Below are 24,866 nucleotides of genomic sequence, written 5' to 3' on the forward strand. Positions count from 1 at the left end.
CGGGCGAGCGTCATGCAGTCATGATAGCCTGACCGGCGGCCCGGACAGGTATGCCGGCCGCCGAATCGCTGTTGCAGAACGATCGACGCCATCGACAATGCGGCCGCAAGGCAGCCGCGGCGAGTGCTCGGAATCGGCCGGCACGGCAACGTACACTGTGTTGCGCAATCGCCCACGCCGACCTGACGGTTGTCTGTGACGCTGCGGTGGTTGTGCTGGAATTTCTCGCTCTGATCCTGTCGCCCGACCCTCACCTGGAAGCTCTCTGGATGTCCTCGCAAACCGCTGCCGAACGTGAACTGGCCGAACTCCTGGTCGAAAGCCTGAACCTGGAAGACGTCCAGCCCGCCGACATCGATCCGGAGGCGCCGTTGTTCAATACCGGGCTGGGGCTGGATTCGATCGACGCGCTGGAACTGGCGCTGGCGATCAGCAAGCGCTACGGCTTCCAGCTGCGCTCGGACAATGACGAGAACCGTCGCATCTTCGCGTCGCTGCGCGCATTGTCGGCGCATGTCCAAGCCAACAAGACCGTCTGACCTGCCAACTGCAGCGCCTGCCGATGCGCCCCCGTGGGTGCTGGGGCTGGGCGTGCTGCTGGCGGTGGCGTATTCGCCGCTGGCGCATTGGGCCAACGCCAGCCATCGCCCGGACCTGGCGGTCATCGCCGGGGCCTTGCTGGTGCTGATGGTGCTCATCGAGCCGATGGTCGCGCGCCGCGCCTGGGCCTGGGCGCTGGCCGTGCTGACCTTGCTGGGCCTGAGCGCGTTGTGGCACTCGCCGTACGCGATGCTGGTGCTGGCCGCGCCGCCGGTGGTGTTCACCGGCTGGATCGCCTGGTTCTTCGGGCGCAGCCTGCGCCGCGGGCGCACGCCGCTGATCAGCCGCATTGTCGAAGGGCTGTATCGCCAGGCCGGCATGCCGATCAGCCCGGAGCAATACCGCTACACGCGCCGCCTCACCCTGGCCTGGGCGTTGCTGCTGTGCGCGCTGACCCTGGTCAACCTGGTGCTGGGCCTGTGCGCCGAACCCAGTGGCGTGCTGGCGCAACTGGGCCACGCCTCGCCGCTGCCGATCAGCGACGCGCGCGCGTCGTTGTTCGCCAATCTGCTGGCGTACGGGGTGGTTGGCGGGTTCTTCGTGGGCGAATATCTCTTGCGCGGCCGCTGGTTTCCACAGCGCCCCTATCGTAATCTGCCAGACTTCTTGCGCCAGATGGCGCGGCTCGGGCCGGAATTCTGGCGCGATCTGCTGCGCTGAGTGCGTGGCCAGGGCAGCGACGTACGTGCACATTTTCGGGGACAAGACAAAAATGCCGTTGGCAAGGATGCCGTCGCGCCTGGCGTGGGCCGTGTTCAATCTGCTGCAACTGGCCTTCACGCTGACGTTTACCGCTGGCGGAATCGTCTATGCCCTGGTGCTGCTGGCGATCACGCGCGATGCCGACCGCCTGCTGCGCATGGGCGCCTGGATGTGGTCGCCGGTGCTGTTTCGCGGCGCCGGCGCCAAGGTGATCGTGGAAGGCCGCGAGCGCGTGGACTGGTCCAGGAATTATCTGTTCGTCAGCAACCACCAGTCGGTCATCGATATCTGCGCGTTGTTCTACGCCTTGCCGGTGCCGCTGCGGTTCCTGCTCAAGGACGAGATGCTCAAGGTGCCGTTCGTGAACTGGTATGCGCGGGCCACCGGCATGCTGTTCCTGGACCGCGACAGCCGGCGTGCCGGGGCGATGGTGCGCCGGCAGGCAGCGGCGCTGCTGCGCGAGGGCAAGCAGTTGTGTCTGTTTCCCGAAGGTACCCGCAGCCGCAGCGGCGCATTGTTGCCGTTCAAGGCTGGGCTGTTGCAGGCCGCTATCGATGCTGGCGTGCCGGTGGTGCCGGTGGCGCTGGATGGCTGCGGCAAGGTGCTGCCGGTGGAGGGTGTGTTCAGGGTGCGCCCGGGCATCATCCGTGTGCGTATCGGCGATCCGATCCCGGTGACCGGGCCGGATGCGCCGGACCGCCAGCAATTGACCGAGCAGGCACATGACGCCGTGGCTGCGATGCTTCAACCCAGGATTTGAGTTGCCCGCTTATGGATTTTGTCGTGCCGCATGATCATCCCTGCCTGCCCGGGCACTTTCCGGGGCGTCCCGTGGTGCCTGGCGTGGTCGTGCTCGACCATGTGCTGCAGGCGGTGGAAGCCGCCCATGGCCCACGCGCGGCGGCGCGCCTGCCGCAGGTGAAGTTCGTGCGGCCGTTGCTGCCGGGGCAGGTGGCATCGATCACGCTGGACGGCGTTGGCCCGCGCTGGCGCTTTCGCGTGCAGCGCGCCGACGAGCTGCTGGTCAGCGGCGAACTGGTGGCGGAGGCGGCGCAATGAGCAGCCAGTGGAAGCAACGTCCCGAAGGCGGCGGACGTTTCGCGCTGTGGCTGATCCGCGGCATCGCCCAGCATGCCGGGCGCGCGGTGGGACGCGCGCTGCTGTATCCGATCACGCTGTACTTCCTGCTGGTGCGTGCGCCCGAGCGCAGCGCCTCGCGTGCCTATCTGACCCACGTGCTGGACCGCCCGGCCACGCTGCGCGACGTGGCGCGGCATATCCACACCTTCGCCTCGACGATTCTGGACCGTGTGTACATGCTGTGCGGGCAGATGCAGCGCTTCCGGGTCGACATCACCGGGCTGGATCAGCTGCATACGCAGATGGACCGCGGCCGCGGCGTGCTGATCTTCGGCTCGCACCTGGGCAGCTTCGATGCGCTGCGCGTGCTGGCCACCGAGCGGCCGGACGTGCAGGTCAAGGTGGTGCTGGACAAGGCGCACAACCGCGCCATGACCGAGCTGCTGGGCGCGCTGAATCCGCAGCTGGCGGCCAACATCATCGATGCCGGCATGGACGCGACCTCGATCGTCATGGCGATCAAGGACGCCACCGATGCCGGCGCGCTGGTCGCGCTGCTGATCGACCGCCCGCGCGAGGGCGACCCGGCCTTGCCGGCGATGTTCCTCGGCCGCAACGCGATGTTCCCGACCTCGCCGTGGCTGATCGCCGCAGCGCTTAAGGTGCCGGTGGTGCTGGCGTTCGGCCTGTATCGCGGCGGCAATCATTACGAGCTGGCGTTCGAGACCTTCAGCGAAGGCCTGGACGTGCCGCGCCGCCAGCGTGCGCCGGTGCTGGCGGTACTCATGCGCGATTACGCGGCCAGGCTGGAACATTACACCCGCTACGCGCCGTACAACTGGTTCAACTTCTACGATTTCTGGAACACCCACCATGCCGATGTGCCGCACCCTGCCGTGGATGCTGATACTGCTGTTCAGCGCCGCACCGCTATGCGCCGCACCGCCTGAGACGCTGGACGTGGGCCAGGTGCTGCAGCGCCTGGCTCGCCCCGTACCGGTCAGCACCGAGTTCGTCGAACTGCGTGGCTCGGCCCTGCTGAAGACGCCGCTGCGCGTGCAGGGCCACTACCGGCGTCCGGACGCACAGACGCTGGTGCGCGAGGTCAGCGCACCGTATCGCGAGACCACCACGTTGCAAGGCGACCAAGGCGTGCTGGAACGCGAAGGCAAGGCGCCGCGGCGTTTTGCGCTCAGCCGCGTGCCCGAGCTGGCCGGCTTGAAGTCCGGCTTCGGCGCATTGCTGGCCGGCGACCGCGCGCTGCTGGAGCAGCACTACCGCATCAGCGGGCAGGGCCAGCTGCAATCCTGGGCATTGACCCTGCAGCCCAAGGACGCCGCTGTCGCCAGGCAGGTCCGCGAGTTGCGGCTGTACGGGCGCAATGACGAGTTGCGCTGCATCGAAAGCCTGCCGGCCAAGGGCGAGGTGCAACGCACGCTGCTGGCCGGTGCCGCGCGCGAGGGCGCACGCGTGACCGATGCGGCGGCGCTGACCACGCTGTGCCACGGGTCGGGCGCGTGACGCAGCGCGCCTGCGGCGCCAGCAAGGCGCCCGCACAGCCCGGCCGCGCGCGGCCGGTGCACGTTCCGCTGGCACTGGAGGCTTGCGCATGGCGTTTGAGTTGACCGCAAACCGCCGCATCGGCCTGGCGCTGCTGTGGCTGGCCTTGCTGGCGGTGACCGGGTTCTGGTTGAGCGAGACGCTCAAGGTCACCGGTGATCTGCGCAAGTTCATGCCCGGCCTCAGCACACTGAAAGCACTGTTGCTGTCCGATGCCGCGCGTGCGGCCGGTGCACGTTCGGCCACGCAGCTGGAGCTGATACATGGCATTTGAGTTGAATGCCAACCGCCGCATCGGCCTGGCGCTGCTGTGGCTGGCCTTGCTGGCGGTGGCCGGGTTCTGGTTGAGCGAGACGCTCAAGGTCACCGGCGACCTGCGCAAGTTCATGCCTGCCCCGCGCACGCCGGCGCAGAAACTGCTGATCGAGGAACTGGGCGAAGGCCCTGGCTCGCGCCTGTTGCTGATGGCGCTGTCCAACAGCGACCCGGCCACGCTGGCCGCGCAGTCGCAGGCATTGCAGCAGGCCCTGGCTGCACAGCCGCAACTGTTCGAGCTGGTTGGCAATGGCGGCACTGCGGGCCTGGATGCGATCCCCGAGCGCCTGCTGCCGTATCGCTATCTGCTCAGCGACAGCTTCGACGCCGCGCCGCTGGACGCGCACACCCTGCAGGCGGCGTTGCAGTCGCGCGTGCAGGATCTGGGCTCACCTGCCGCTGCGATGGTGGAGCCGTTGTTGCCGCGCGACCCGACGCTGGAAGTACTGCATCTGGCCGAAACCCTGCAGCCGGCCGCGGCGCCGCAGACGCGCAACGCGGTGTGGTTCGACCGTGCCGGCACCTCGGCCTTGCTGATCGTGCAGACGCGCGCAGCCGGCTTCGATCCCACCGGTCAGCAGCTGGCCTACGACGCGGTGCGGGCGGCGTTTGCCAAGGTCAGCCAGGGCACCTCGACGCAGCTCGTCCTGACCGGCCCCGGCGCCTTTGCGGTGGAAATCACCGCGCGCACGCAGGGCGAGGCGCAATGGATCGGTACGCTGGATACGGTGGGGCTGGTGCTGTTGCTGCTGGTCGCCTACCGCAGCTGGAAGATCCCGGTGCTCGGCGTGCTGCCGTTGGCCAGTGCCGGCCTGGCCGGTCTGGGCGCGGTGGCCGTGTTGTTCGAGGGCGTGCACGGCATCACCGTGGCATTCGGCTTCACCCTGATCGGCGTGGTGCAGGATTACCCGATCCACCTGTTCAGCCATCAGCGTCCCGGTCTGGATCCGCGCGACAACGCGCGCCATCTGTGGCCGACGCTGGCCACCGGCGTGGTGTCGACCTGCATTGCCTATGTGACCTTCCTGTTTTCCGGTGTGGACGGCTTGCGGCAGCTGGCGGTGTTCACCATCGCCGGGCTGGCGACCGCCGCGATCACCACCCGGTGGCTGTTGCCGGCGTTGATCGACCCGGCGCCGCGCGACTACGCCGATTCGCGCGTCCTCGCCGCGCTGTGGCGTGGCATCGCGCGGCTGCCACGGCCGCGCATCAGTCTGGCGGTGATTGCGCTGATCGGCATCGCGGTGATCGCATTTGCACCGGGGCAATTCTGGCAGAACGATCTGTCGAAGCTGACCCCGGTGCCGCCCAAGGCGTTGGCGCAGGACACGCACCTGCGACAGGAACTGGGCGCCCCCGACGTGCGCTACGTGCTCGCATTGCCTGCAGCCAGCGACGAGGCAGCGCTGCAGGCCAGCGAGCAGTTGCGCCCGCGCCTGGATGCGCTGGTGCGCGCCGGCGCGTTGACCGGTTACGACATGGCCGCGCGCTACCTGCCCAGCGCCAAGACCCAGCGTGCGCGTCAGGCCGCGTTGCCGGGGGCGACGCAAGCGCGCGCATTGACCGACAGCGCAGTGGCGGCCACGCCGTTTCGCAGCGATGCGTTCGCGCCATTCCTGCAGGACATGGACGCTGCCAAGCGTGCCGCCCCGCTGTTGCCGAAGGACCTGGCCGGTTCGCCGCTGGCGACCTCGGTCGGCGGGCTGCTGCTGGGGCGCGGTGATCGCAGCACCGCGCTGGTGTCGTTGACCGGCCTGCGCGATCCGTCGGTGGTGGCTGCCGCCGTGCAAGGCAGCGGCGCGCAGTTGCTGGATCTCAAGGATGCCTCCGAATCCCTGGTTGCCGCCTATCGTGGGCGTGTGCTCGGCGCGCTGGGGCTGGCTGCGCTGCTGCTGGCGGTGACGGTAGCAATCGCGTTGCGCAGCCCGCGCCGGATCGTGCGCGTGTTGCTGCCGATGGCGCTGACCACGGTGCTGATCCTGGCGATCCTGCGCGGCATGGGGGTGGAGCTCAACCTGTTCCACCTGATCGCGCTGATCCTGGCGGCAGGCCTGGGCCTGGATTACGCGCTGTTCTTCGACCATGCCGGCGACGATCACGCCGACCAGTTGCGCACCTTGCATGCCTTGATCGTGTGCAGCCTGATGACCTTGCTGGTGTTCGCGCTACTGGCTGCGTCCAGCATCCCGGTGTTGCGGGCGATCGGCAGCACGGTGGCGTTGGGGGTGTTGTTCAATTTCATCCTGGCCTTGCTGGTGTCGCGCGAGCCGGCGCTGGAGCGCGCAAGAAACGGAGGTGCACATGCAGGGACGTGACGCGATTGCCGCCTTGATTCCCCACCAGGGCAGCATGTGCCTGTGGGAAGAGGTGGTCGACTGGGATGCGCAGCGCATCGTGCTGCGCAGTCACGCGCATCGCAGCGACACGCATCCGTTGCGCGCCGATGGCCGCCTGCGTGCGCTGCACCTGTGCGAATACGGCGCGCAGGCGATGGCGGTGCATGGCGGTTTGCTGGGGCATGATCCCAGCCAGCCAGCGCGCCTGGGCATGCTGGTCGCCCTGCGAGGCGTGGAGTTGCATCTGGCCTATCTGGACGACCTTCCTGCTGCGATCGAATGCGAAGCAGTGGTATTGATGCAGGCCGACGACAGCCAGCAATACAGTTTTCGCCTGACCCATGACGAAAAACTGCTCGCCGAAGGCCGCGCCACGGTGATGCTGGGCGCGGCACAGACCCTGTAGGAGCGCGCTTGCGCGCGATGAAGCGTTGCCGTTGAAGCCTCATCGCGCCCAAGCACGCTCCTGCCGAATGTGGGCGATCAATGCGGGCGGTCTATTCCTGCACTTGCTGCCAGTCGTTAGGATGAGGCTCTTTCCGCCGTCATTTCTGCGGCTTCCATCGAGGCGTCCATGAGCACATCCATTCCACAGCGCCGCGCGCTGGTCACCGGCGGCAGCGGCGATCTCGGTGGTGCGATCAGCCGTCACCTGGCGGCGCAGGGTCGCCATGTGATCGTGCACGCCAATCGCAATCTTGCCCGCGCCGACGAGGTGGTTGCAGCGATCGTGGCCGACGGCGGCAGTGCCCAGGCGGTGGCGTTCGATGTGGCCGATGCGCAGGCCAGTGCAGCGGCGCTGGCAAGCCTGCTGGAGGTCGGCCCGATCCAGATCGTGGTCAACAATGCCGGCATCCACGACGATGCGCCGATGGCCGGCATGAACGCCGAACAGTGGCATCGGGTCATCGACGTGTCGTTGCACGGGTTCTTCAACGTCACCCAGCCGTTGCTGCTGCCGATGGCGCGTACGCGCTGGGGCCGTATCGTCAGCGTGTCGTCGGTGGCGGCAGTGCTGGGCAACCGCGGGCAGACCAACTACGCCGCGGCCAAGGCCGCCTTGCACGGCGCCAGCAAATCGCTGTCACGCGAGATGGCCAGCCGCGGCATTGCGGTCAACGTGGTCGCGCCGGGCGTGATCGAAAGCGAGATGGTCGGCGAAAGCTTCGCGCCGGAGGTGATCAAGCAACTGGTGCCGGCCGGCCGCGTCGGCAAGCCCGACGAAGTGGCCGCATTGGTTGCGTTCCTGTGTTCGGAGTCAGCTGGCTATGTCAACGGCCAGGTCATCGGCATCAATGGCGGCATGGGCTGAGAGCCGCTGATAGAACGACGATGCCTCCCCCCAGGTAGGCGCGCTAGTGTGGTTCCCATCAGCGCACGACCAGGTTGGCAGGTGCGGTGTCCTCGCCGCTGTGAGTTTGCTGCAGGGCCCTTGCCCGCCCACCATCGCGGGACACGCCGTGAATCCGTCCATGGAGGCTCTTACGCGGCATCCATGCCGCGTAAGGTCCCGCGACGGTGGGCGGGCAAGGACCGGGCGAGATGGGTGGTGTGCCTGTGCAAGCAATGCACCTCGCGCGGCCGTTCGATGCGTTGCGGTTTGATCGGCGTCTTCCGATCCGGCATTTGAATCAAGCTGGCGCGGATCCAGAAAAAACGCGCCGTCGCCGGCGCGGTCTTCAAGCTTACGCCGCGTCGGCGTACCAGGCGGCGGTGAGGATGGGTTCGCCGACGGCGTTGGCGGTCAAGGCGTCCAATCCATGGTCCGGCAGTCCGGCATGGCGCTGACGCGCCTTGTGCAGGATCTCGCGCGCCAGCACCGCCATCTGCGCGACATTGCGGTGTATGCGCGCGGCAAAGGCATCGTCGTCGAGGGTGTCGTGCAAGGCGCCGTTGAGTTCGTTGAACCAGCCGATCAGGTATTGATCGAGCAGGCGCCCATCGTCGCTGGCCAGGCCTTGTGCGGTGTTGTGCTGGCCCCAGTCGTGCAGCACGCGCTGCATCGCCAGATTCATGTCGCGCGCGTAGAAAAAATCCGCCTTCATGCGCGAGAGCAGGCTGAGGTCGGCGATCCGTCCGCTGCAGAACAGCGGCGCCAGCAGCGACCAATAGTAGGTGTAATCCCAGATCACCTTGACCGGCATCACCTGCGCATCGCCGAACAGGGCGTACTGATCCTGATACAGGGTCAGGGTGTTTTCGTAGAACGAGAAATACAGCTGCTGATACAGCTCGACATACGGGCTGAGCGCTCTGCCGGCGCGGTCGCGGCCGATCAGTTCGCAGATGTAGGTATTGGAAATTGCGATGAAGTCGCTGCCGGGCGAATAGAACGGGTCCAGGAACAACCCCGCTTCGCCGGTCAGCGCCCAGCGCTGCGGCGAGAACACCTGCGTGCAGCCATAGGAGAAGTTGCGCAGGAACAGGAAGTCCTGCAGCCGGTAGTCGGCCTTGTCGAGCGTGGCGGCGACCTGCGGCTGATGCGTGCGCAGCCAGGTCATCGCCTTGTCGTGGGTGTTCATCGTCTCCAGCGGATGCATGGCCGCAGCGCAGACGATGCCCAGCGAATGCGCGCCGGAGGAGAGCGGAATCAACCAGAACCAGTAGCCCGGCCCGCACATGTGGTTGGTCGAGCGCCAGCGATCCGGCGGCGTGCAGCGCTGCAGCCAGCTGCTGTCCTGCGACCAGCCATTGGGGTCGATCAGGCCTTCCACGCGCCACCACACTGCATTGGCGTCGTGCGCGTTGTCCTGCGCCAGGCCGAGCTTGCGCTTGAGCAGGCCGGCGCGGCCGCTGGCATCCACCACCCAGCGTGCGCGCAGCGTGCCGGCCTCGCCTGCGCGCTCGTAGCGCACGGCGTGGTCGGCATCGTCATCGGCCAGGTCCACGCCCTTGACGCTGCAGCCGTCGACAAACGTGATGCCCTGCGCGCGGGCGCGCTCGCCGAGGAAATTCTCGAAGCGGCCGCGATCGATCTGCCACGACGGCGTCGGCAGGATCTGGCTGACGCCCAGCTCGGTGCAGCGGTCGATGTCCTGGCGCCTGTCGGAAAAGAAGAAGCGGAAACCGAACTTGCGGATCTGCTCGGTCTCCAGGTGCTCGCGCAGGCCCAGCACGTCGGCGAAATAATGCGCGCCGATTTCCACCGTGGATTCGCCGACCTTGAACGCGGCCTCGCGCACCGGATGCGCGCGGCGCTCCAGCACGGTGATCGCCAGTTCGGGGTCGCGCTGGCGCAGCTGCAGCGCCAGGCTCAGGCCGGCCAGGCCACCACCGGTGATAACGACATCGGCACGCTGTGCATTCATGGGGATGGCTTGTTGGTGGTGACCGCTGGCACAGTAGCAAATTCGCCGTCGGCGTCGTCGATCAGCACCGGGTTGGCGCGCACGCGGCGGTACTCGCGCCAGATATGCCCGTAGCTCCAGGCCTGCACGACCACGTGCGAGGTGATCTCCCACAGGTCGCGCACCAGCCGGAAATGGCTCTTGCGGAAGGTGCCCGGCGAGGTGCCGGCGTAGCGAGTTTCGATCGGCACCGCGACCACGCGCGCGCCGGCCTGGCGCGCGGCGGAAATCAGCAGCTGCGCTTCGAACACGAAGCCTTCGCCGGGCACGTCGGGCAGGGTGAACACCGAGGCCGGATACAGGCGCTGGCCGCTCTGGCTGTCGACCAGCTGGAAGCCGCAGGCCCAGGCGATGCCCCAGTCGCCGAAATCGTTGCCGATGCGGCGGATGGTGGGCTGGGTGGCGCGCTTGCGCATGCGTGCGCCAACGATGACACAGCCGGGGTGGCGGTTGGCCGCGGCCAACAGGCGCGGGAAATCGGCCGCCTTGTGCTGGCCGTCGCCGTCCATGGTCATCACGGCGCGCATGCCCATCCGCTGCGCCTGCGCAAACCCGCTGCGCAACGCGGCGCCCTTGCCCTTGCGCTGCGGATGCCGGATCAGGGTGATCGGCAGGTCGGCGATGCAGTCGGCGGTGCCGTCATCGGAGCCGTCGTCGATCACGATCACGTTCGAGCAATAGGTCAGCGCATCGTTGACCACTTCGCGGATGCGCAGCGACTCGTTCAGGGCCGGCACCAGGATCGCGGTGTCCTCGCGGGTCAGCGGCTGCCGGCTCACTGCTGGACCTCCAGCTGCAACACCCGGCCCGGGCCGGCGTACAGCGCCACGCGCTCGCCGCCAGCGGCGAGCAGGTCGAACAACGGCAGCATCGGCGCCATCGCATTGCCGGCGACCTGCCGCGACAACGGGCCCTCGCCCGGTGTCGGTGTGCCGTCGTCCAGCCACGCCCGCAGCTGCGGCTTGCCGGCCTGGCCGGGGGCGCCCAGCACCAGCGCGCCGCCGAGCAACCCCTGGCTGGGTGCGACCCGGCCCAGCGGCCCGACCGAGCGGGCGTCGTAGCCGGCCAGCAGCACCGCGTCCATGCCGGCGGCGCGTTGGACCAGCGCCTCCAGCAGGCCCTGCGCGAAGCTGCCCAGGCTGGCGCTGATCGCTGTGGCCGGGGTCATCGCCCCGGCGCCGATGGTCCAGTAGCCGGCCGCGGCGTTATGCACCGAGTTGTGGAACTTGGTCGGCGAGATCGCCAACGGGTCGCTGGCCAGCGTGGTGCACATGTAGTCGGAGATGGCCAGATCGCCATAGGTGGAGGTAAAGATCGACGGCAGGCTGGCCGGCGCGCGGCCGGCGGCGTGACAGGCGGCCAGCGCCGCTTCCAGCGAGACCGCCACCGTGTCCGGTGCGCGGCGGCGTTCATTGGCGGCCAGCAGCTGCGGCGCCGGACGTGCTCCGGTGTCCTGCAGCGTGCCGTCACGGACGAAGGCCGCAGCAGCCTCCCAGCTCGGCAGGCCCTGGGTCCAGAAGCCGATTCCCTCGATGGTGGCAGCCAGCATCAGCGGGCCCGCCCGAACAGCAGCGAACAGTTGTTGCCGCCAAAGCCGAAGGAGTTGTTCATGGCGTAATCGATCTTGGAATGGGCATTGTCGAAACGGATCTGCGGGCCGCAGGCCGGGTCGGGCACGGCGCTGTTGAGCGTGCCCGGCAGCACGCCGTCGCGCAGCGCCAGCAGCGCGATCACCGATTCGACGATGCCGGCCGCGCCCAGGGTGTGGCCGGTCCAGGCCTTGGTCGAACTGGCGTGCAGGGTGGCGGGGAAGATCGCCGCCACCGCGGCCGCCTCCACGCTGTCATTGGCTGGGGTGGCGGTGCCGTGCAGGTTCAGATAGCCCACCGCATCGGCGTCCAGGCCGGCGCGATCGAGCGCATCGCGCATCGCCAGCTGCGCGCCCAGGCCCTGCGGATGCGGGGCGGACATATGGTGCGCATCGCTGGATTCGCCGTAGCCGTACAGCCACAGGGTGGCGTGCGGCGCGGCGGCGGTGCGTTCGAGCAGGGCAAAGCCGCCGGCCTCGCCCAGGCTCAGGCCGACCCGGCGCGCATCGAACGGCTGGCACAGCTCCGGCGCCACCACCTGCAGCGAGTTGAAGCCGAACAGCACGCTGCCGCACAAGGTATCCACGCCACCGACCAGGGCGGCATCCACCACCCCGGCATCGATCAGGCGCGCAGCCTGGGCGAACACCTTGGCGCTGGACGAACAGGCGGTGGCCACGGTCACGCTGGGGCCGCGCAGGCCGGTGGCGTGCTGCACGAAGTCGCCCAGCGAGTGCGGGGTATGCACGATCGGGCGATCCAGATCGTCGGGGAAGCGTGCGCCGTCGGCGTCTTCGACCAGGCGCGTATAAGCCTCCTCGCTGGCACCGATGCTGGAGGTGGAAGTGCCGATGATCACCGCCACGCGCTCGGCGCCGTAGCGCTGCGCGGCGGCCTGCACCGCCTCGGGCATGCCGTCCTGCTGCAGGGCCAGCCAGGCCAGGCGATTGTTGCGGCAGTCCCAGCCTTGCAGGGGGGGCGGCAGGACGACGTCTTCCACGCCCTCCACGCGGCCGATCCAGCAAGGCAGCGGCTGCGGGCCGAAATCGTTGCGACGCATGCCGCTGCGGCGAGCGGTCAGGGCGGCAGCCTGGGCATCGAGCCCGGCGCCGAGCGCGGTGGTGGAGGTAAAGGCGGTGACGGCGACCGGGGCCATCTGGGACGGATGCTGCGCTTGGCTCACGGTGGTCTGCTGGCAAAAAGTGGGCTCAGTATATCGATGGCGGGTCTGCCTCCCGTCGATGGCGCAACTGAACGTGCCGGTCATGTCGCTGACGGGGCAGGACTTTTCGCGTGCTGCCGCGCTTTCGCCATCGGCGCAATTGGGACACAATCCTGCGACACACTTGCCGATCGAGCGCGGCCACGCGCGCATGCACGCCTACGTCTATAAAAGCCAACGCAAGCAGGACACCTTCGTCTATCTCGCCACGCGCGACGACTTCTCCGGTCTTCCCGCCGCCGTGCACGCGCAGCTGGCGCCGTTCGCGTTCGTGCTGGAGGTGGCGTTGACGCCCGAGCGCCGCCTGGCGCAGGCCGACGTGGCCACGGTGCGCGACGCACTTGGCAAGCATGGCTTCTATCTGCAGCTGCCCAAGACGGTGGTGCTGGCGGGCGAGTGCGACTATGACTGAGGCCGCACGGGCCGCACGCGTGCGGGCCGCAGCGCTGGCCGGGGCGGCCGGCGTGGCGTTGTCGTTGCTGGGCGGCATCGGCGGCGGCGTTGCCGCGGTGGCGCTGTGGCTGGCGCAGCCGGCGTTCGCGCTGGCGGTGTCGTGGGCGCGCGGTACCCGCGCATTGCCCAGCCCGCCGCGCGCGGTTGCGCAGGCCCTGCCGCCGCTGCTGACGGTCTGGGGCGTGGGCCTGCTGGCGCTGGCCGCCCTGATCAGCTGGCCGCTGACCGCCCTGCGCGACAGCGGCAGCCTGGCTGCCGCGTTGGCTTTGAGTGTGGCGGTCAGCGCTGCGCTGCTCGGGCTGTGGCGGACCTGGCCGCTGTGGGGCGAGGTCGAGCGCGATGGCGGCGCCCTGGCCCCGCGCTGGCATGCGCTGGCGACGCAGGAGTTGCACGCCTGGCGCGGTCTGCTCGCCGCTGCCCTGGTGCTGGCGATGTGCACGCTGGTGGTGGCGCTGGCCTGGCCGGGCTGGCTGTCGAGCAGCTTGCGCTGGAGTCTGGCGATCGCCGCCAGCGTGCTGCTGCCGGCCGCCCATCTGCTGTTGCAGCGCACCGCCGCGCCGGGACGCAGCGACGCCCCGGCGGCCTTGCAGGCGGCCGATTTCTTTTCCGAAGCGGCGGCCGAGCCGCGTCCGCTGGAGCCGGTGGCCCAGCATCAACTGGTGCCCGAGCTGTTTGAGGCCGCGCGCAGCGGACGCGTGGACCGCGCGCTGCAGTTGCTCGACGCCGGCGCCGACCCACAGGCGATGCCGCTGCCGGAGTGGCGCGACCAACGCAGCCTGCCTGCGCTGGCCGCGGTGCTGCCGGACCTGCGCCTGCTGCGCGAGCTGATCGTGCGCCGTGTCGACGTCAACCAGCCGCATCGCGGCATGACGCCGTTGCTGGCCGCCACGCGCGACAGCTGGCACGGTCGCCCGGACGCGGTGATGACGCTGCTGGCCAACGGCGCGGACCCGCGCGCCAGCGACAACGACGGCAATACGCCGCTGCATCACGCGGTGCGCAGTTCCGACCCGGGCGTGGCCGCGCTGCTGCGCGATGCCGCCGCCGAGCTCGATGCGCTCAACCACGAAGGTCACTCGCCGCTGGCGATGGCCTGCCAGGTCGGCAACTGGCGGCTGGCCAAGTTCCTGCTGGAACGCGGCGCCCACTCCGAACCGGACGGCGGCGCGCCGGTGCTGCTGGCAGCGGCCGGCACCGAGGAAGACGACCCGGCCGGCGTGCAACTGCTGCTCAAGCACAAGGCGCGCGTGGATGCGCGCGACCGCCAACGCCGCAGTGCCCTGCACGAAGCCGCGCTGGCCGGGCACGGCGACATCGTCGAGGCGCTGCTGGCGGCCGGCGCCAATCTGGAAGCGCGCGACCTTCTCGGCCGCACGCCGTGGCTGGATGCGGCGCGGCAGGCACGGAGCGGCGTGCTCGAACGCCTGGTCGCACGCAAGGCCGATGTGCTGGCCGTCGATGGCGAGGGCCGCAACGCGGTGATGCTGGCCTGCGCCGCCGACAACGTGTCGCCGGCCCTGATCCGGCGCCTGCTCGACCTGCAGGTGCCGGCCGACAGCGCCGATGCGCACGGCCGGCGCGCGGTGGATGTGGCCGCCGAAGCCGGGCGCTGGGCGATCGTGCAATTGCTCGACCCCGCCTATCCGTTGCCGGCGGCGGTCAGCGATGCGCACGGCGAGACCCCCGGCGTGGCGCTGCTGCCCGACCGCCCGCCCCTGGTGCTGTTGCGCGAAGGCCTGCAGTTCGGTCAACGCGACGGCCTGGTCGCGCTGGCCCGCCTGTGCGGCCCGGAAGAACTTGGCAGCCTGCTGCACGACGCGCATCTGGCCTTGAACGCCGATGCGGTGGACTGGCTGCTGCGCCATGGGGCCGATGCCGAAGTGCGCGATGCTTGCGGCGACGTGCCGATGTTTGCACTGCTCTCGCGGGGCGTGGAGGCGGTGCCGGCACTGCAGGCGCTGCTGCGCCATGGCGTCTCGCCCGCCGGTGCGGGCGGGCTGACACGGCTGCTCAGCGCCTGCGTGCAGCACGATGCGGCATCGCGCGGGCTGGAACAGTTCGCGCTGGAATTGCTCGAACGCGGCGCCGACCCGTTCGCCGCATCGGCGGCCGGCGATCCGCCGTTGTCGCTGGCGGTGCGGCTGGGCTGGCTGCGCCTGCAGCAGTGGTTGCTGGAACACGGCGTGGACCGCGAGGCGCGCGACAGCCACGGCATGACTGCGCTGCACCTGGCCACCGCGCTGGGCCGCGAGGCATCGCTGAAATTGCTGGTCAAGCAGGGCGCCTCGCCGGAAGCGCGCGCTGCCGACGGGCAGACCCCATTGGGCGTGGCGCTGTCGATCGGCCGCCGCGACCTGGCCGACTGGCTGGACTGGCGCATCTGGTCGCTGCCGCACCGCAGCCTGCGCGAGGCGGATGTACCGGCGGCCGCGATGGTCGGCGACACCGATGCGGTGCGTCGCCTGATCGATCTAGGCCTGCCGGTCGACGCCGTCGATGCGCAGGGCTGCACCGCGCTGCTGCGTGCGGCCGGTGGCGGCCATCTCGGCGTGGTGGCGCATCTGCTCGGTCGCGGCGCCGATCCGCAACGCGCAGCCAATAGCGGCGCTACGCCGTTGTCGGCGGCGGTGAGCATGCGCCAGACCGAGATCGTGGCCGCGTTGCTGCAGGCCGGCGCGCAGATCGAGCACCGCCTGCCCGGCGGCGTCACCGTGCTGATGCTGGCCTGTGCGCTGGGTCTGCCGGATATCGTGGCGCGCCTGCTCACCGCGGCGGCCGACGTGCACGCCAACGACGACCAGGGCCTGGCGCCACTGCATTGCGCCGCGCTGTACGGCTTCACCGCGCGCGACAAGAGCCGCCTGCTGGCCCTGCTGGATACCTTGCTGCTGGCCGGCGCCGACCCGGAGTATCTGGCCGGTGGCCGGGTCAGCCCCCTGCTGCTGTTGCTGGGCGCGCGCGCCGAACCGGGCACCGCCTGCGACGAGCAGGTGGTGCTGGCCGGCGTGGAACGCCTGCTCGACGAAGACGTCTCGCTGGACGTGGCCGATCAGCGCGGTTTCGGCCCGCTGCACCTGGCCGCACTGCACGGCCTGCCGCTGCTGGTGCAGCGCCTGCTGCGGGCCGGCGCCGATGCCGACCGCCGCGACGCGCTCAACCGCACCCCGCGCGAGATTGCGATCATGCGCGGCTTCATCGATGTGGCCGGCCAGTTCGAGCCCGCCTTGCCGGGTGTGTCCTCGATGGCGCGCTTCCTGCGCGAAGGCCGCTGAACCAGCGCGGCGGGGCACCGCTGCGGGTGCTGTTCGTGTGCAGCCGCAACCGGCTGCGCAGCCCCACCGCCGAGCGCGTGTTCGCCGACTGGCCGGGCGTGCAGACGCAATCGGCCGGGCTGGCCGCCGATGCGGACGTGCAGCTCACCCCGGAGCTGTTGCACGAGGCGCAGCTGGTGCTGGTGATGGAGCGTCGCCATCTGCAGCTGTTGCGCAAACGCTTTGCCGCGCATCTGCGCCATTGCCGGGTGGCCTGTCTGCAGATTCCCGACGACTACGCCTACATGGACCCGGCACTGATCCGTCGCCTGGAACACACGGTGCCACCATTGCTGCGTCTGCCGGCGTTCTCGTAACCTGATCCCGACACTGCGCGTGCAAGACTGGGCCTTCACTCGCACGAAGGAAGCGCCTCTACGATGAGCGTGCGTATCGAGGACCATGCCATGCTGGGTAATTGCCACAGCGCGGCCCTGGTCGACCACCGTGGCACCATCGACTGGCTGTGTCTGCCACGTTTCGATTCCGACGCGTTTTTCGCATCCCTGCTGGGCGATGAGCAGCACGGGCAATGGGCGTTGTCGCCGGCCGGCGACTTTCGCAGTGAACGTGCCTATGAAGACGACAGCCTGGTGTTGTGCACGCGCATGCACACCGACACCGGCACGGTGGAACTGGTCGACTTCATGGTCGCCAGCGAGGAAGGCGACGGCCACCAGCACCTGGTGCGGATCGTGCGTTGCGTGCAGGGCGAGGTGCCGATGCACATGCGCCTGACCTTCCGCTTCAACTACGGCCGCACCGTGCCCTGGGTGACGCGTATCGATGGCGGCATCCGCGCCATCGCCGGGCCCGACCAGCTCGCCCTGCGCTCGCCACAGGCGCTGCATGGCGAGGACATGGGCACCGAAGCCGACTTCACGCTGCGTCAGGGCCAGAGCACCTGGTTTCTGCTCAGCCATGGCCTGTCGCATCAGCCCACGCCGACGGCGATCGATCCGGAACAGGCGCTGCAACGCACGGCCGCGTTCTGGCATGGCTGGGCACGTCGCTGTACCGATGTCGGCCCTTGGACCGAGCAGGTGCGTCGCTCGCTGGTGGTGTTGAAAGGGCTCAGCTATCTGCCCACTGGCGGCATCGTCGCTGCGCCGACGGCCTCGTTGCCCGAGCATCTGGGCGGCACCCGTAACTGGGATTACCGCTACTGCTGGCTGCGCGATTCGGTGTTCACGCTGATCGCCCTGCTGCAGGCAGGGTATCGCGACGAAGCAGAGGCGTTCCGCGATTGGGTACAGCGTGCCATCGCCGGGTCGCCGGACCAGTTGCAGGCGCTCTACGGCATCGCCGGCGAGCGCCGGCTGCAGGAATGGGAAGCGCACTGGCTGCCCGGCCATGAAAACTCCAGCCCGGTGCGTATCGGCAACGGGGCGGTGGATCAGTTCCAGCTCGACGTCTACGGCGAGTTGATCGGCGCGTTCCACTACGCGCGCGAAAAGGGCGTGGCACCGCTGTCCGACGACGATGGCTCGTCGGCATCCTTGCTGGAAAAAGTGCTGGAGACGCTGGAAACGCTGTGGCGCCTGCCCGACGAAGGCATCTGGGAAATCCGCGACGAGCGCCGTCATTTCGTGCATTCCAAGGTGATGGCCTGGCTGGCCTTCGATTGCGGCGCGCGCGATGGCATCACCAATGCCGATGCGGCCAAGCGTGCGCACTGGGGCCGTATCGCCGAGGAAATCCGCGCAGAAGTGCTGGAGAAGGGCGTGCACCCGGACGGGCATTTCGTGCAGAGCTATGGTTCCGACCGTCTGGACGCGTCGCTGTTGCTGATTCCGATCGTCGGGTTCCTGCCGGCGGAGGATCCACGCATCGCCGCCACTGCCGATGCGATCGCACGCGACCTGACCATCGATGGATTGGTCGAACGCTATCGCGCCGACGACAGCGCCGACGGGCTGCCGGCCGGCGAGGGCACCTTTCTTGCCTGCAGCTTCTGGCTGGTGGAAAACTATGCATTGCTCGGGCGCACCGAGCAGGCACGCATGCTGCTCGAACGTCTGCTCGGGCTGTGCAACGACGTGGGCCTGCTTGCCGAAGAGTACGACCCGCGCAGCAAACGCATGCTTGGCAACTTCCCGCAAGGGTATTCCCACGTGGCTCTGGTCAATGCGGCATTGCGCCTGCACGGACGCATGGGCGAAAAGGAAACACATCCATGAATGAACAAGCCACAACCCCGCCGTGCATCATCGTGGTGTTCGGTGCACGCGGTGACCTGACCAAGCGCCTGGTGATGCCGGCGCTATACAACCTGCGGCGCTCCGGCGCGCTGGGCGAGCAGTTCGCCATCGTCGGCATGGATCATGGCGATATCAGCGAGCGCTCGTGGCGCACGATGATGGGCCAGTCGATGACCGAGCTGCTCAGCAGCCGCGATGCCGAATTCCAGACCGACGAGTTCGATACCGACACCTGGGAGTGGCTGCGCGAGCGCATGCATTATCTGCGCGGCGATTTCACCGACCTGGGCGCCTATCAAACCCTGGGTGGCGCGCTGGAGAAACTGCACAAGCGCTATGGCACCCAGGGCAATGTGCTGTTTTACCTGGCCACCGCCGCGCGCTTCTTCGAGCCGGTACTGCTCAACCTGGGCGAAGCCGGGCTGGTCAGGCAACGCGAGGGCGAGGGCTGGCGTCGGGTGATCGTGGAAAAACCCTTCGGCCACGATCTGCCCAGTGCCGTCGCGCTCAATGCCACCGTCGCCAAGGTGCTGCACGAGGATCAGGTGTTCCGCATCGACCACTTCCTCGGCAAGGAAACCGTGCAGAACATTCTGGCGTTCCGTTTCGCCAACGGCCTGTTCGAGCCGGTGTGGAACCGCGACCGCATCGATCATGTGCAGATCACCGCCGCCGAAACCATCGGGGTGGAGGGGCGCGGACGCTTCTACGATCCCACCGGCTGCCTGCGCGACATGGTGCCCAATCACCTGTTCCAGTTGCTGGCGATGATTGCGATGGAGCCGCCGGCCGCGTTCACCACCGAGGCGATGCATCGCCGCCGCGCCGAAGTGATCGAAGCAGTGCGCCCGATCAAGCCCGAAGACGTGGTGCGCGGCCAGTACGCCTCCGGCGCGGTCAACCGCAGCGCCGTGCCGGGGTATCGCGAAGAAGACACGGTGCCGGACGATTCGGAAACCGAAACCTATGTGGCGATGAAGCTGCAGGTGGACACCTGGCGCTGGGCCGGCGTGCCGTTCTACCTGCGCACCGGCAAGCGCCTGCGTGAGCGCACCACCGAGATCGCGATCCGCTTCAAGCCGGCGCCGCTGGCGCCGTTCCGCAGCACCGAAGTGGGCGGCTACGGCCCCGACTGGCTGGTGCTGCATATCCAGCCCGACGAAGGCATCTCGCTGCAGTTCGACGTCAAGCGCCCCGGCGCGCAGGTCAGCCTGGCACCGGTGCGCATGGACTTCCGCTATCGCGACTGGTTCCCTAAGGAATACACGGTGGGCTACGAGCGCCTGCTGCAGGACTGCATGAACGGCGAGGCCGGCCTGTTCCAGGACGCGGCCATGGTGGAAGGGGCCTGGCGCATCGTGCAACCGATCCTGGATGCCTGGAAACAACCGCCCAGCGACTTCCCCAATTACGCCGCCGGCAGCGCCGGTCCCTCGGCTGCCGATGCCTTGCTGGCCATGAATGGTGGACACGCCTGGCGCGCGCTCACCCCGGGCCGCAAGCCACCGCCGCGCCGCGCACCGGACGCACGTGGCAGCGCCACCACGCCGGTCAAGAAAGCCACCGGGAAGACGGTCAAGAAGGTTGCCAAGGCACCGGCCAGGAAGATCACCAAGGCGCCAGCCGAAAAGGTCGCCAAGGCGCCAGCCAACCGCGCATCTGCGGCTGCAGCAAGACCATTGCAGGATGCGGCTACGTCGCCGGGCAGCGCGGCAAGGAAAGCCGTGAGCAAACGCGCAACCGGCAAGGTCGCAAAGACCGCCGGCAAGACCGCGGCAGGCAAGCGCGCAGCGAAGAAGTCGACCAGCAAGACTGCGGCGCGCACGCCACGCCGCTGAGGGATGCGAGCGGCATACAGCCGCCGCAGCTCCACGTAGGAGTGTGCCCGCGCGCGACGGGCCTTATCGGTAACGCCCGGGTCGCGCGCAGGCACGCTCCTACGAACACGGCAGCGATTGTGGGTGGTTGGTGCAGGTTCGCCATCCGCATCGGCTTAGGACTTGGACGCGATCGAATGCTCGCGTGCAGGTCGTCTTCAAGCATCGACTGCGCAGCTAACGCTGACGAAAGATGCACCACATCCGCGTAGGAGCGTGCCTGCGCGCGACGAGGCGTTATCGGTAAAGCCCCGTCGCGCGCAGGCACGCTCCTACGAACAGGGCAGCGATTGTGGGTGGTTGGTGCAGGTTCGCCATCCGCATCGGCTTAGGACTTGGACGCGATCGAATGCTCGCGTGCAGGTCGTCTTCAAGCATCGACTGCGCAGCTAACGCTGACGAAAGATGCACCACATCCGCGTAGGAGCGTGCCTGCGCGCGACGAGGCGTTATCGGTAAAGCCCCGTCGCGCGCAGGCACGCTCCTACGAAGGGCTCAGCGATCGAGCGTGGTGGGCGTGGGCTCGCCGTCCACATCGGCCTTGACGTCGGCTTCGAACAGATGCATCAGGTCCGCGCGTGCATCGCGCGAGGTCTGGATCACCTTGGCTTCGTCGTCATAGACCAGGTGCTGGCGATGCAACAACTCTTCGTCGTGCTGGCGGAACCGTTTGACGTGCTCCTTGGCCACCGCCTCGCCCAGCCCGAGCGAGGTCAGCACGCGTTCGCTCAGTTCCAGGCTGGAGGCGAATACCTCGCGGAACGGTTCGGCGCCCAGGTCCATCAGCTTCCAGGCATGCTGGCGATTGCGTGCACGTGCCAGCACCGTGGCCTGCGGGTACAGGCGGCGGATCAGCCGCACCGCCTTGATGTTGGTTTCCGGGTCGTCCACCGCGATCACGAACACCTTGATGCGGTCGGCACCGGCGGCGCGCAGCAGTTCCGGGCGGGTGGGGTCGCCGTAGTACAGCTGGCTGCCGAAGCGGCGCAGATCCTCCACGGTGTCCGGGTTGTGTTCCAGCGCCACGAACGGCACATGCCGCGCGGTGAGCAGGCGCGCCACGACCTGGCCGAAGCGGCCCATGCCGGCGACCAGCACCTTGGGCGTTTGCGCATCGATGGCGTCGAACGGGCGATCGGACGTGGGCGCGTGCAGCCGCAGCGGCCCGTTGAGGATGCGCTGCATGCCGAGCAGCAACAGCGGCGTCAGCGCCATCGAGACACCGACAATGGCCACCAGCCGGTCGTGGTTGGCGCGCTCCAGCAAGCCGACGCGATCGGCCTCGTTGAACACCACAAAGGCGAATTCGCCACCCAGCCACAACACGCTGCCCAGCATCAGGCTGCTGCGCAGCGGCAGTCTGGCCACGCTGCCGATCCCGACCAGCAGCGAGAACTTCACCACCAGCAGGATCGCCACGCCGCTGGCGATCAGCCACGGCTCGGCGACCACCCGGTTCAGGTCGATGCCCATGCCGACCGAGATGAAAAACAGCCCCAGCAGCAAACCTTCGAACGGCTCGATCTGCGATTCGAGCTCGTGGCGGAATTCCGAATCGGCCAGCAGCACGCCTGCCAGAAACGCGCCCAGGCTGGCGCTCAATCCGGCTTCCTGCATGATCCAGGCGGTGCCCAGCACCACCAGCAAGGCGCTGGCGGTGAACACTTCCGGCATGCGCGTGCGGGCCACCATGTTGAACAGATAGCGCAGCACGAAGCGCCCGCACAGGATCACCAGCGCCAGCGCCGCCACCGCCTTGGCCACGTCCTGCCATTCCAGGGTGGCGTTCTTGCTGCCGCCCAGCAGCGGAATCGCCGCCAGCAACGGAATGGCGATCAGGTCCTGGAACAGCAGGATGGCAAATGCCAGGCGCCCGTAGTCGCTATTGAGCGCCTTGCGTTCGGCCAGCAGCTGCAGCCCCACCGCGGTGGACGACAACGCCAGCGCCACGCCGACGATCAACGCGCTTTTCCAGCCCAGGTTGCCGAGCATCAGCAGGCCGCCCAGGATCAGCGTGGTCACCACCACCTGGGTGGCGCCGGCACCGAACACCGAATGCCGCATCACCTTCAAACGTGCCGGCGACAGTTCCAGGCCGATCACGAACAACAGCATCACCACGCCGATCTCGGCCGCGCCGCTGATGCGCTCGGCATCCTGCACCACGCCCACGCCGTCGGGGCCGAGCACCACACCGGCGACCAGGTAGGCCAGCACCGCGCCCAGGCCGAAGCGCTTGAACACCGGCACCGCCACGATGGCGGCCAGCATCAGCACCAGAGCCAGTTCCAGACCACCGCTATGCATGCGCACTCTCCGTTGAGGGGTGCATTATGCCGCCCGCGGCGGCCTGTCGGCCCGGATCAGCGTGTCCTGCCTGCAACACGGCAGGCGATGGCCGCCAGCGGGCGCCGGCATCGCCATCGAACGCCGGGGCAGCCTAGGGCGCAACGCACGCGCCCTGTTCCGGCGGTGGCCCGATGGCTGCTTGCCACTGTGGATCTGCCACAGGGCGTGCGTGCGGCGTCCGCTGCCCGGCGGCCCGATCGCGCCTTTCAAGCCATGCCGTGCACCGGCGGCTGGACGCGCGCTGAGCGCCGCCCACGCAGGGCATTGACCACGCCAGCCCAGGCGCGCAGACTGCGCCGCGCCGCCGCCCGGATCACCGGTCGGTACGCACTCTCGGAGCCCTCTCTCATGTCCAGCGACAGTCACCCTAGACCCGGGTCGATGACCCAGTTGGCGCGCGCCTGAGGCTTCAGGTTCGCCGGCTGTCATCGACGACGGTCGTCACCAGGCGAACCCCATGTACAACGAAACCCTGCGCCTTGCCCAAGGCGTCGATGCCTTGATCGCACCCATGGCCGACTTCAATACGGCCGATGCGGTGGAATACCTCAACACCCTCGACCGCGACGATGCCGCCCATGTGCTGGCCGCGCTGCCGCCGCCGCGTGCGGTGAAGGTGCTCGAACAACCCGAGCTGCACGACGCCAGCGCCCTGGTCGCGCAACTGCCGGCCGAGCAGGCCGCCTCCCTGCTCGGGCAGATGGCCGACGACCGCGCCACCGACATCTTCCATGGCCTGGATGCCGAGCAGCGCCAGGGGTTGCTGTGGCTGCTCAGTGCCGAGGCGCGGCTGTCGATCCAGGCCTTGATGCGCTACCCGCCCAATACCGCCGGCGCGCTGATGACCACCGAGTTCGTGGCGGTGCCGGCCGACTGGACCGTGGGCCGCACCCTGCAGCACATCCGCGAGGTGGAGCGCAGCCGCGAGACGGTCTATGCGATCTACCTGCTCGACCCGCACACCCGCGTGCTGACCCAGGTGGTCACCATGCGCCGGCTGATCACCGGCGCGCCGGATGCGCCGATCCTGGAGGTGGCACAGGTCAACCCGCCGGTCACGGTGGACCCGGCGCTGGACCAGGAAGAAGTCGCCCGGCTGATCCGCCGCCACGACCTGCTGGCGATCCCGGTGGTGGATGCGCACGGCCATGTGCTGGGCATCGTCACCGTGGACGATGTGCTGGACGCGCTGATCGCCGAATCCACCGAGGACGTGCACAAGTTCGGCGGCATGGAGGCGCTGGACAAGCCCTACATGCAGATCGGCTTCGGCCAGATGATCAAGAAGCGCGCCGGTTGGCTGAGCGTGCTGTTCCTGGGCGAAATGCTCACCGCCAGCGCGATGCAGCACTTCGAGGACGAGCTGTCCAAGGCGGTGGTGCTGACCCTGTTCATTCCGTTGATCATGAGCTCGGGCGGCAACTCCGGCTCGCAGGCCACCTCGCTGCTGATCCGCTCGCTGGCACTGCGCGAACTGCGCCTGGGCGACTGGTGGAAGGTGGCCCTGCGTGAACTGCCGACCGGGCTCACCCTGGGCGCCATCCTGGGCATCCTGGCGATCGTGCGCATCACCCTCTGGCAGACCGCCGGCCTGTACGACTACGGCCCGCACTGGCAGATGGTGGCGCTGACCATCGGTGCGGCGCTGATCGGCATCGTCACCTTCGGCTCGCTGTCCGGCTCGATGCTGCCGTTCGTGCTGCAACGGCTCGGCTTCGACCCGGCCAGCGCCTCGGCGCCGTTCGTGGCGACCTTGGTGGATGTCACCGGCCTGGTGATCTACTTCAGCATTGCCGCCGCGATCCTCAGCGGCACCTTGTTGTAGCGCGGCGGGCGGTGCGCGGGGCGCGCGAACAATTGCGCCCCGCCATGCTCGGGTCGAGAAGCCGCACGCATTGCGGCACCTCGCCCGGTCGTTGACGCT

The 24,866-nt window shown here is 68.5% G+C and carries 21 protein-coding genes; 16 read left to right on the top strand and 5 right to left on the bottom strand.

Annotation, left to right across the window (positions count from 1 at the left end):
• Window positions 1-269 precede the first annotated feature (269 nt).
• The 10 genes from xanC (at window position 270) to fabG (ending at window position 7,905) form a co-directional block, all read left to right on the top strand.
• A complete protein-coding gene (gene xanC / locus EO141_RS13195) occupies window positions 270-539 on the top strand; it encodes a xanthomonadin biosynthesis acyl carrier protein XanC (protein ID WP_005914783.1) in 270 nt (89 codons plus the stop codon).
• 37 nt (window positions 540-576) lie between these two features.
• The gene (locus EO141_RS13200) at window positions 577-1,260 is read left to right on the top strand and encodes a ketosynthase (protein WP_164739222.1); all 684 of its coding nucleotides are present in this window, start codon (window positions 577-579) and stop codon (window positions 1,258-1,260) included.
• A gap of 52 nt (window positions 1,261-1,312) precedes the next feature.
• Window positions 1,313-2,062: a lysophospholipid acyltransferase family protein gene (locus EO141_RS13205; RefSeq protein ID WP_104585197.1), complete on the top strand. Its 750-nt coding sequence runs from the start codon at window positions 1,313-1,315 to the stop codon at window positions 2,060-2,062.
• A 71-nt stretch (window positions 2,063-2,133) separates the two neighbouring features.
• The gene (locus tag EO141_RS13210) at window positions 2,134-2,361 is read left to right on the top strand and encodes a hypothetical protein (RefSeq protein ID WP_232087889.1); all 228 of its coding nucleotides are present in this window, start codon (window positions 2,134-2,136) and stop codon (window positions 2,359-2,361) included.
• Entirely contained in the window at window positions 2,358-3,332 is a 975-nt protein-coding gene (locus tag EO141_RS13215; RefSeq protein WP_104585201.1) for an acyltransferase, read from the top strand. The genes EO141_RS13210 and EO141_RS13215 overlap by 4 nt, the downstream gene beginning before the upstream one ends.
• Entirely contained in the window at window positions 3,256-3,903 is a 648-nt protein-coding gene (locus EO141_RS13220; RefSeq protein ID WP_127169421.1) for a LolA-related protein, read from the top strand. Before EO141_RS13215 ends, EO141_RS13220 begins: the two co-directional genes overlap by 77 nt.
• 88 nt (window positions 3,904-3,991) lie before the next feature.
• Window positions 3,992-4,216 (top strand): hypothetical protein, encoded by a 225-nt coding sequence (locus EO141_RS13225; protein WP_127169422.1) that lies wholly within the window; start codon window positions 3,992-3,994, stop codon window positions 4,214-4,216.
• Entirely contained in the window at window positions 4,206-6,572 is a 2,367-nt protein-coding gene (locus EO141_RS13230) for an MMPL family transporter (RefSeq protein WP_127169423.1), read from the top strand. Before EO141_RS13225 ends, EO141_RS13230 begins: the two co-directional genes overlap by 11 nt.
• Window positions 6,559-6,999 (top strand): phosphotransferase, encoded by a 441-nt coding sequence (locus EO141_RS13235; RefSeq protein WP_127169424.1) that lies wholly within the window; start codon window positions 6,559-6,561, stop codon window positions 6,997-6,999. The genes EO141_RS13230 and EO141_RS13235 overlap by 14 nt, the downstream gene beginning before the upstream one ends.
• Window positions 7,000-7,167: 168 nt before the next feature.
• Window positions 7,168-7,905, top strand: coding sequence for a 3-oxoacyl-ACP reductase FabG (gene fabG, locus EO141_RS13240; RefSeq protein WP_127169425.1), 738 nt, complete (start codon window positions 7,168-7,170; stop codon window positions 7,903-7,905).
• Between the two features lie 373 nt (window positions 7,906-8,278).
• Here fabG and EO141_RS13250 read toward each other — a convergent pair whose 3' ends face one another.
• Genes EO141_RS13250 through EO141_RS13265 form a run of 4 tightly spaced genes read right to left on the bottom strand, consistent with a single transcriptional unit; the run spans window position 8,279 to window position 12,685 of the window.
• The gene (locus EO141_RS13250) at window positions 8,279-9,901 is read right to left on the bottom strand and encodes an NAD(P)/FAD-dependent oxidoreductase (RefSeq protein ID WP_127169427.1); all 1,623 of its coding nucleotides are present in this window, start codon (window positions 9,899-9,901) and stop codon (window positions 8,279-8,281) included.
• On the bottom strand, window positions 9,898-10,719 hold the full coding sequence (locus EO141_RS13255) for a glycosyltransferase family 2 protein (protein WP_104585211.1): 822 nt from the start codon (window positions 10,717-10,719) through the stop codon (window positions 9,898-9,900). Before EO141_RS13255 ends, EO141_RS13250 begins: the two co-directional genes overlap by 4 nt.
• Entirely contained in the window at window positions 10,716-11,489 is a 774-nt protein-coding gene (locus tag EO141_RS13260; RefSeq protein WP_115678070.1) for a beta-ketoacyl synthase chain length factor, read from the bottom strand. The genes EO141_RS13255 and EO141_RS13260 overlap by 4 nt, the downstream gene beginning before the upstream one ends.
• Entirely contained in the window at window positions 11,489-12,685 is a 1,197-nt protein-coding gene (locus EO141_RS13265; protein WP_127169428.1) for a beta-ketoacyl-[acyl-carrier-protein] synthase family protein, read from the bottom strand. The genes EO141_RS13260 and EO141_RS13265 overlap by 1 nt, the downstream gene beginning before the upstream one ends.
• 217 nt (window positions 12,686-12,902) lie before the next feature.
• On the opposite strand from EO141_RS13265, the gene EO141_RS13270 reads away from it, so the two are divergent.
• The 5 genes from EO141_RS13270 to zwf all read left to right on the top strand — a co-directional run bounded on the left by EO141_RS13270 (window position 12,903) and on the right by zwf (window position 20,554).
• On the top strand, window positions 12,903-13,163 hold the full coding sequence (locus EO141_RS13270) for a YcgL domain-containing protein (protein ID WP_104585241.1): 261 nt from the start codon (window positions 12,903-12,905) through the stop codon (window positions 13,161-13,163).
• Window positions 13,156-16,476, top strand: coding sequence for an ankyrin repeat domain-containing protein (locus EO141_RS13275; protein ID WP_119131576.1), 3,321 nt, complete (start codon window positions 13,156-13,158; stop codon window positions 16,474-16,476). Before EO141_RS13270 ends, EO141_RS13275 begins: the two co-directional genes overlap by 8 nt.
• A 26-nt stretch (window positions 16,477-16,502) precedes the next feature.
• Window positions 16,503-16,832: a phosphotyrosine protein phosphatase gene (locus tag EO141_RS13280; RefSeq protein WP_104585219.1), complete on the top strand. Its 330-nt coding sequence runs from the start codon at window positions 16,503-16,505 to the stop codon at window positions 16,830-16,832.
• Window positions 16,833-16,895: 63 nt separating this feature from the next.
• The gene (locus EO141_RS13285; RefSeq protein WP_127169429.1) at window positions 16,896-18,695 is read left to right on the top strand and encodes a glycoside hydrolase family 15 protein; all 1,800 of its coding nucleotides are present in this window, start codon (window positions 16,896-16,898) and stop codon (window positions 18,693-18,695) included.
• Entirely contained in the window at window positions 18,692-20,554 is a 1,863-nt protein-coding gene (gene zwf / locus EO141_RS13290) for a glucose-6-phosphate dehydrogenase (protein ID WP_164739204.1), read from the top strand. The genes EO141_RS13285 and zwf overlap by 4 nt, the downstream gene beginning before the upstream one ends.
• A 534-nt stretch (window positions 20,555-21,088) precedes the next feature.
• On the opposite strand, the gene EO141_RS13295 is transcribed toward zwf, so the two are convergent.
• Complete coding sequence (locus EO141_RS13295) at window positions 21,089-22,900, bottom strand: monovalent cation:proton antiporter-2 (CPA2) family protein (RefSeq protein ID WP_104584150.1); 1,812 nt, start codon at window positions 22,898-22,900, stop codon at window positions 21,089-21,091.
• Window positions 22,901-23,399: 499 nt separating this feature from the next.
• Here EO141_RS13295 and mgtE point away from each other — a divergent pair, with 499 nt between their 5' ends.
• Window positions 23,400-24,767 carry a magnesium transporter gene (gene mgtE, locus EO141_RS13305; RefSeq protein WP_119129840.1) on the top strand — a complete coding sequence of 456 codons (1,368 nt, stop codon included), beginning with the start codon at window positions 23,400-23,402 and terminating at the stop codon, window positions 24,765-24,767.
• Window positions 24,768-24,866 lie beyond the last annotated feature (99 nt).

The organism is Xanthomonas sp. BRIP62415 (assembly GCF_003993515.1).
Classification (GTDB): domain Bacteria; phylum Pseudomonadota; class Gammaproteobacteria; order Xanthomonadales; family Xanthomonadaceae; genus Xanthomonas; species Xanthomonas euroxanthea.

Excerpts from the sequence above, each read along its gene's own strand:
- EO141_RS13225 (WP_127169422.1), top strand. The coding sequence starts at position 3,992 with ATGGCGTTTGAGTTGACCGCAAACCGCCGCATCGGCCTGGCGCTGCTG.
- EO141_RS13275 (WP_119131576.1), top strand. The coding sequence starts at position 13,156 with ATGACTGAGGCCGCACGGGCCGCACGCGTGCGGGCCGCAGCGCTGGCC.
- EO141_RS13205 (WP_104585197.1), top strand. The coding sequence starts at position 1,313 with ATGCCGTTGGCAAGGATGCCGTCGCGCCTGGCGTGGGCCGTGTTCAAT.
- EO141_RS13260 (WP_115678070.1), bottom strand. The coding sequence starts at position 11,489 with ATGCTGGCTGCCACCATCGAGGGAATCGGCTTCTGGACCCAGGGCCTG.
- EO141_RS13250 (WP_127169427.1), bottom strand. The coding sequence starts at position 9,901 with ATGAATGCACAGCGTGCCGATGTCGTTATCACCGGTGGTGGCCTGGCC.
- xanC (WP_005914783.1), top strand. The coding sequence starts at position 270 with ATGTCCTCGCAAACCGCTGCCGAACGTGAACTGGCCGAACTCCTGGTC.
- fabG (WP_127169425.1), top strand. The coding sequence starts at position 7,168 with ATGAGCACATCCATTCCACAGCGCCGCGCGCTGGTCACCGGCGGCAGC.
- zwf (WP_164739204.1), top strand. The coding sequence starts at position 18,692 with ATGAATGAACAAGCCACAACCCCGCCGTGCATCATCGTGGTGTTCGGT.
- EO141_RS13285 (WP_127169429.1), top strand. The coding sequence starts at position 16,896 with ATGAGCGTGCGTATCGAGGACCATGCCATGCTGGGTAATTGCCACAGC.
- EO141_RS13215 (WP_104585201.1), top strand. The coding sequence starts at position 2,358 with ATGAGCAGCCAGTGGAAGCAACGTCCCGAAGGCGGCGGACGTTTCGCG.
- EO141_RS13270 (WP_104585241.1), top strand. The coding sequence starts at position 12,903 with ATGCACGCCTACGTCTATAAAAGCCAACGCAAGCAGGACACCTTCGTC.
- EO141_RS13220 (WP_127169421.1), top strand. The coding sequence starts at position 3,256 with ATGCCGATGTGCCGCACCCTGCCGTGGATGCTGATACTGCTGTTCAGC.
- EO141_RS13295 (WP_104584150.1), bottom strand. The coding sequence starts at position 22,900 with ATGCATAGCGGTGGTCTGGAACTGGCTCTGGTGCTGATGCTGGCCGCC.
- EO141_RS13265 (WP_127169428.1), bottom strand. The coding sequence starts at position 12,685 with ATGGCCCCGGTCGCCGTCACCGCCTTTACCTCCACCACCGCGCTCGGC.
- EO141_RS13230 (WP_127169423.1), top strand. The coding sequence starts at position 4,206 with ATGGCATTTGAGTTGAATGCCAACCGCCGCATCGGCCTGGCGCTGCTG.
- EO141_RS13235 (WP_127169424.1), top strand. The coding sequence starts at position 6,559 with ATGCAGGGACGTGACGCGATTGCCGCCTTGATTCCCCACCAGGGCAGC.
- mgtE (WP_119129840.1), top strand. The coding sequence starts at position 23,400 with ATGTACAACGAAACCCTGCGCCTTGCCCAAGGCGTCGATGCCTTGATC.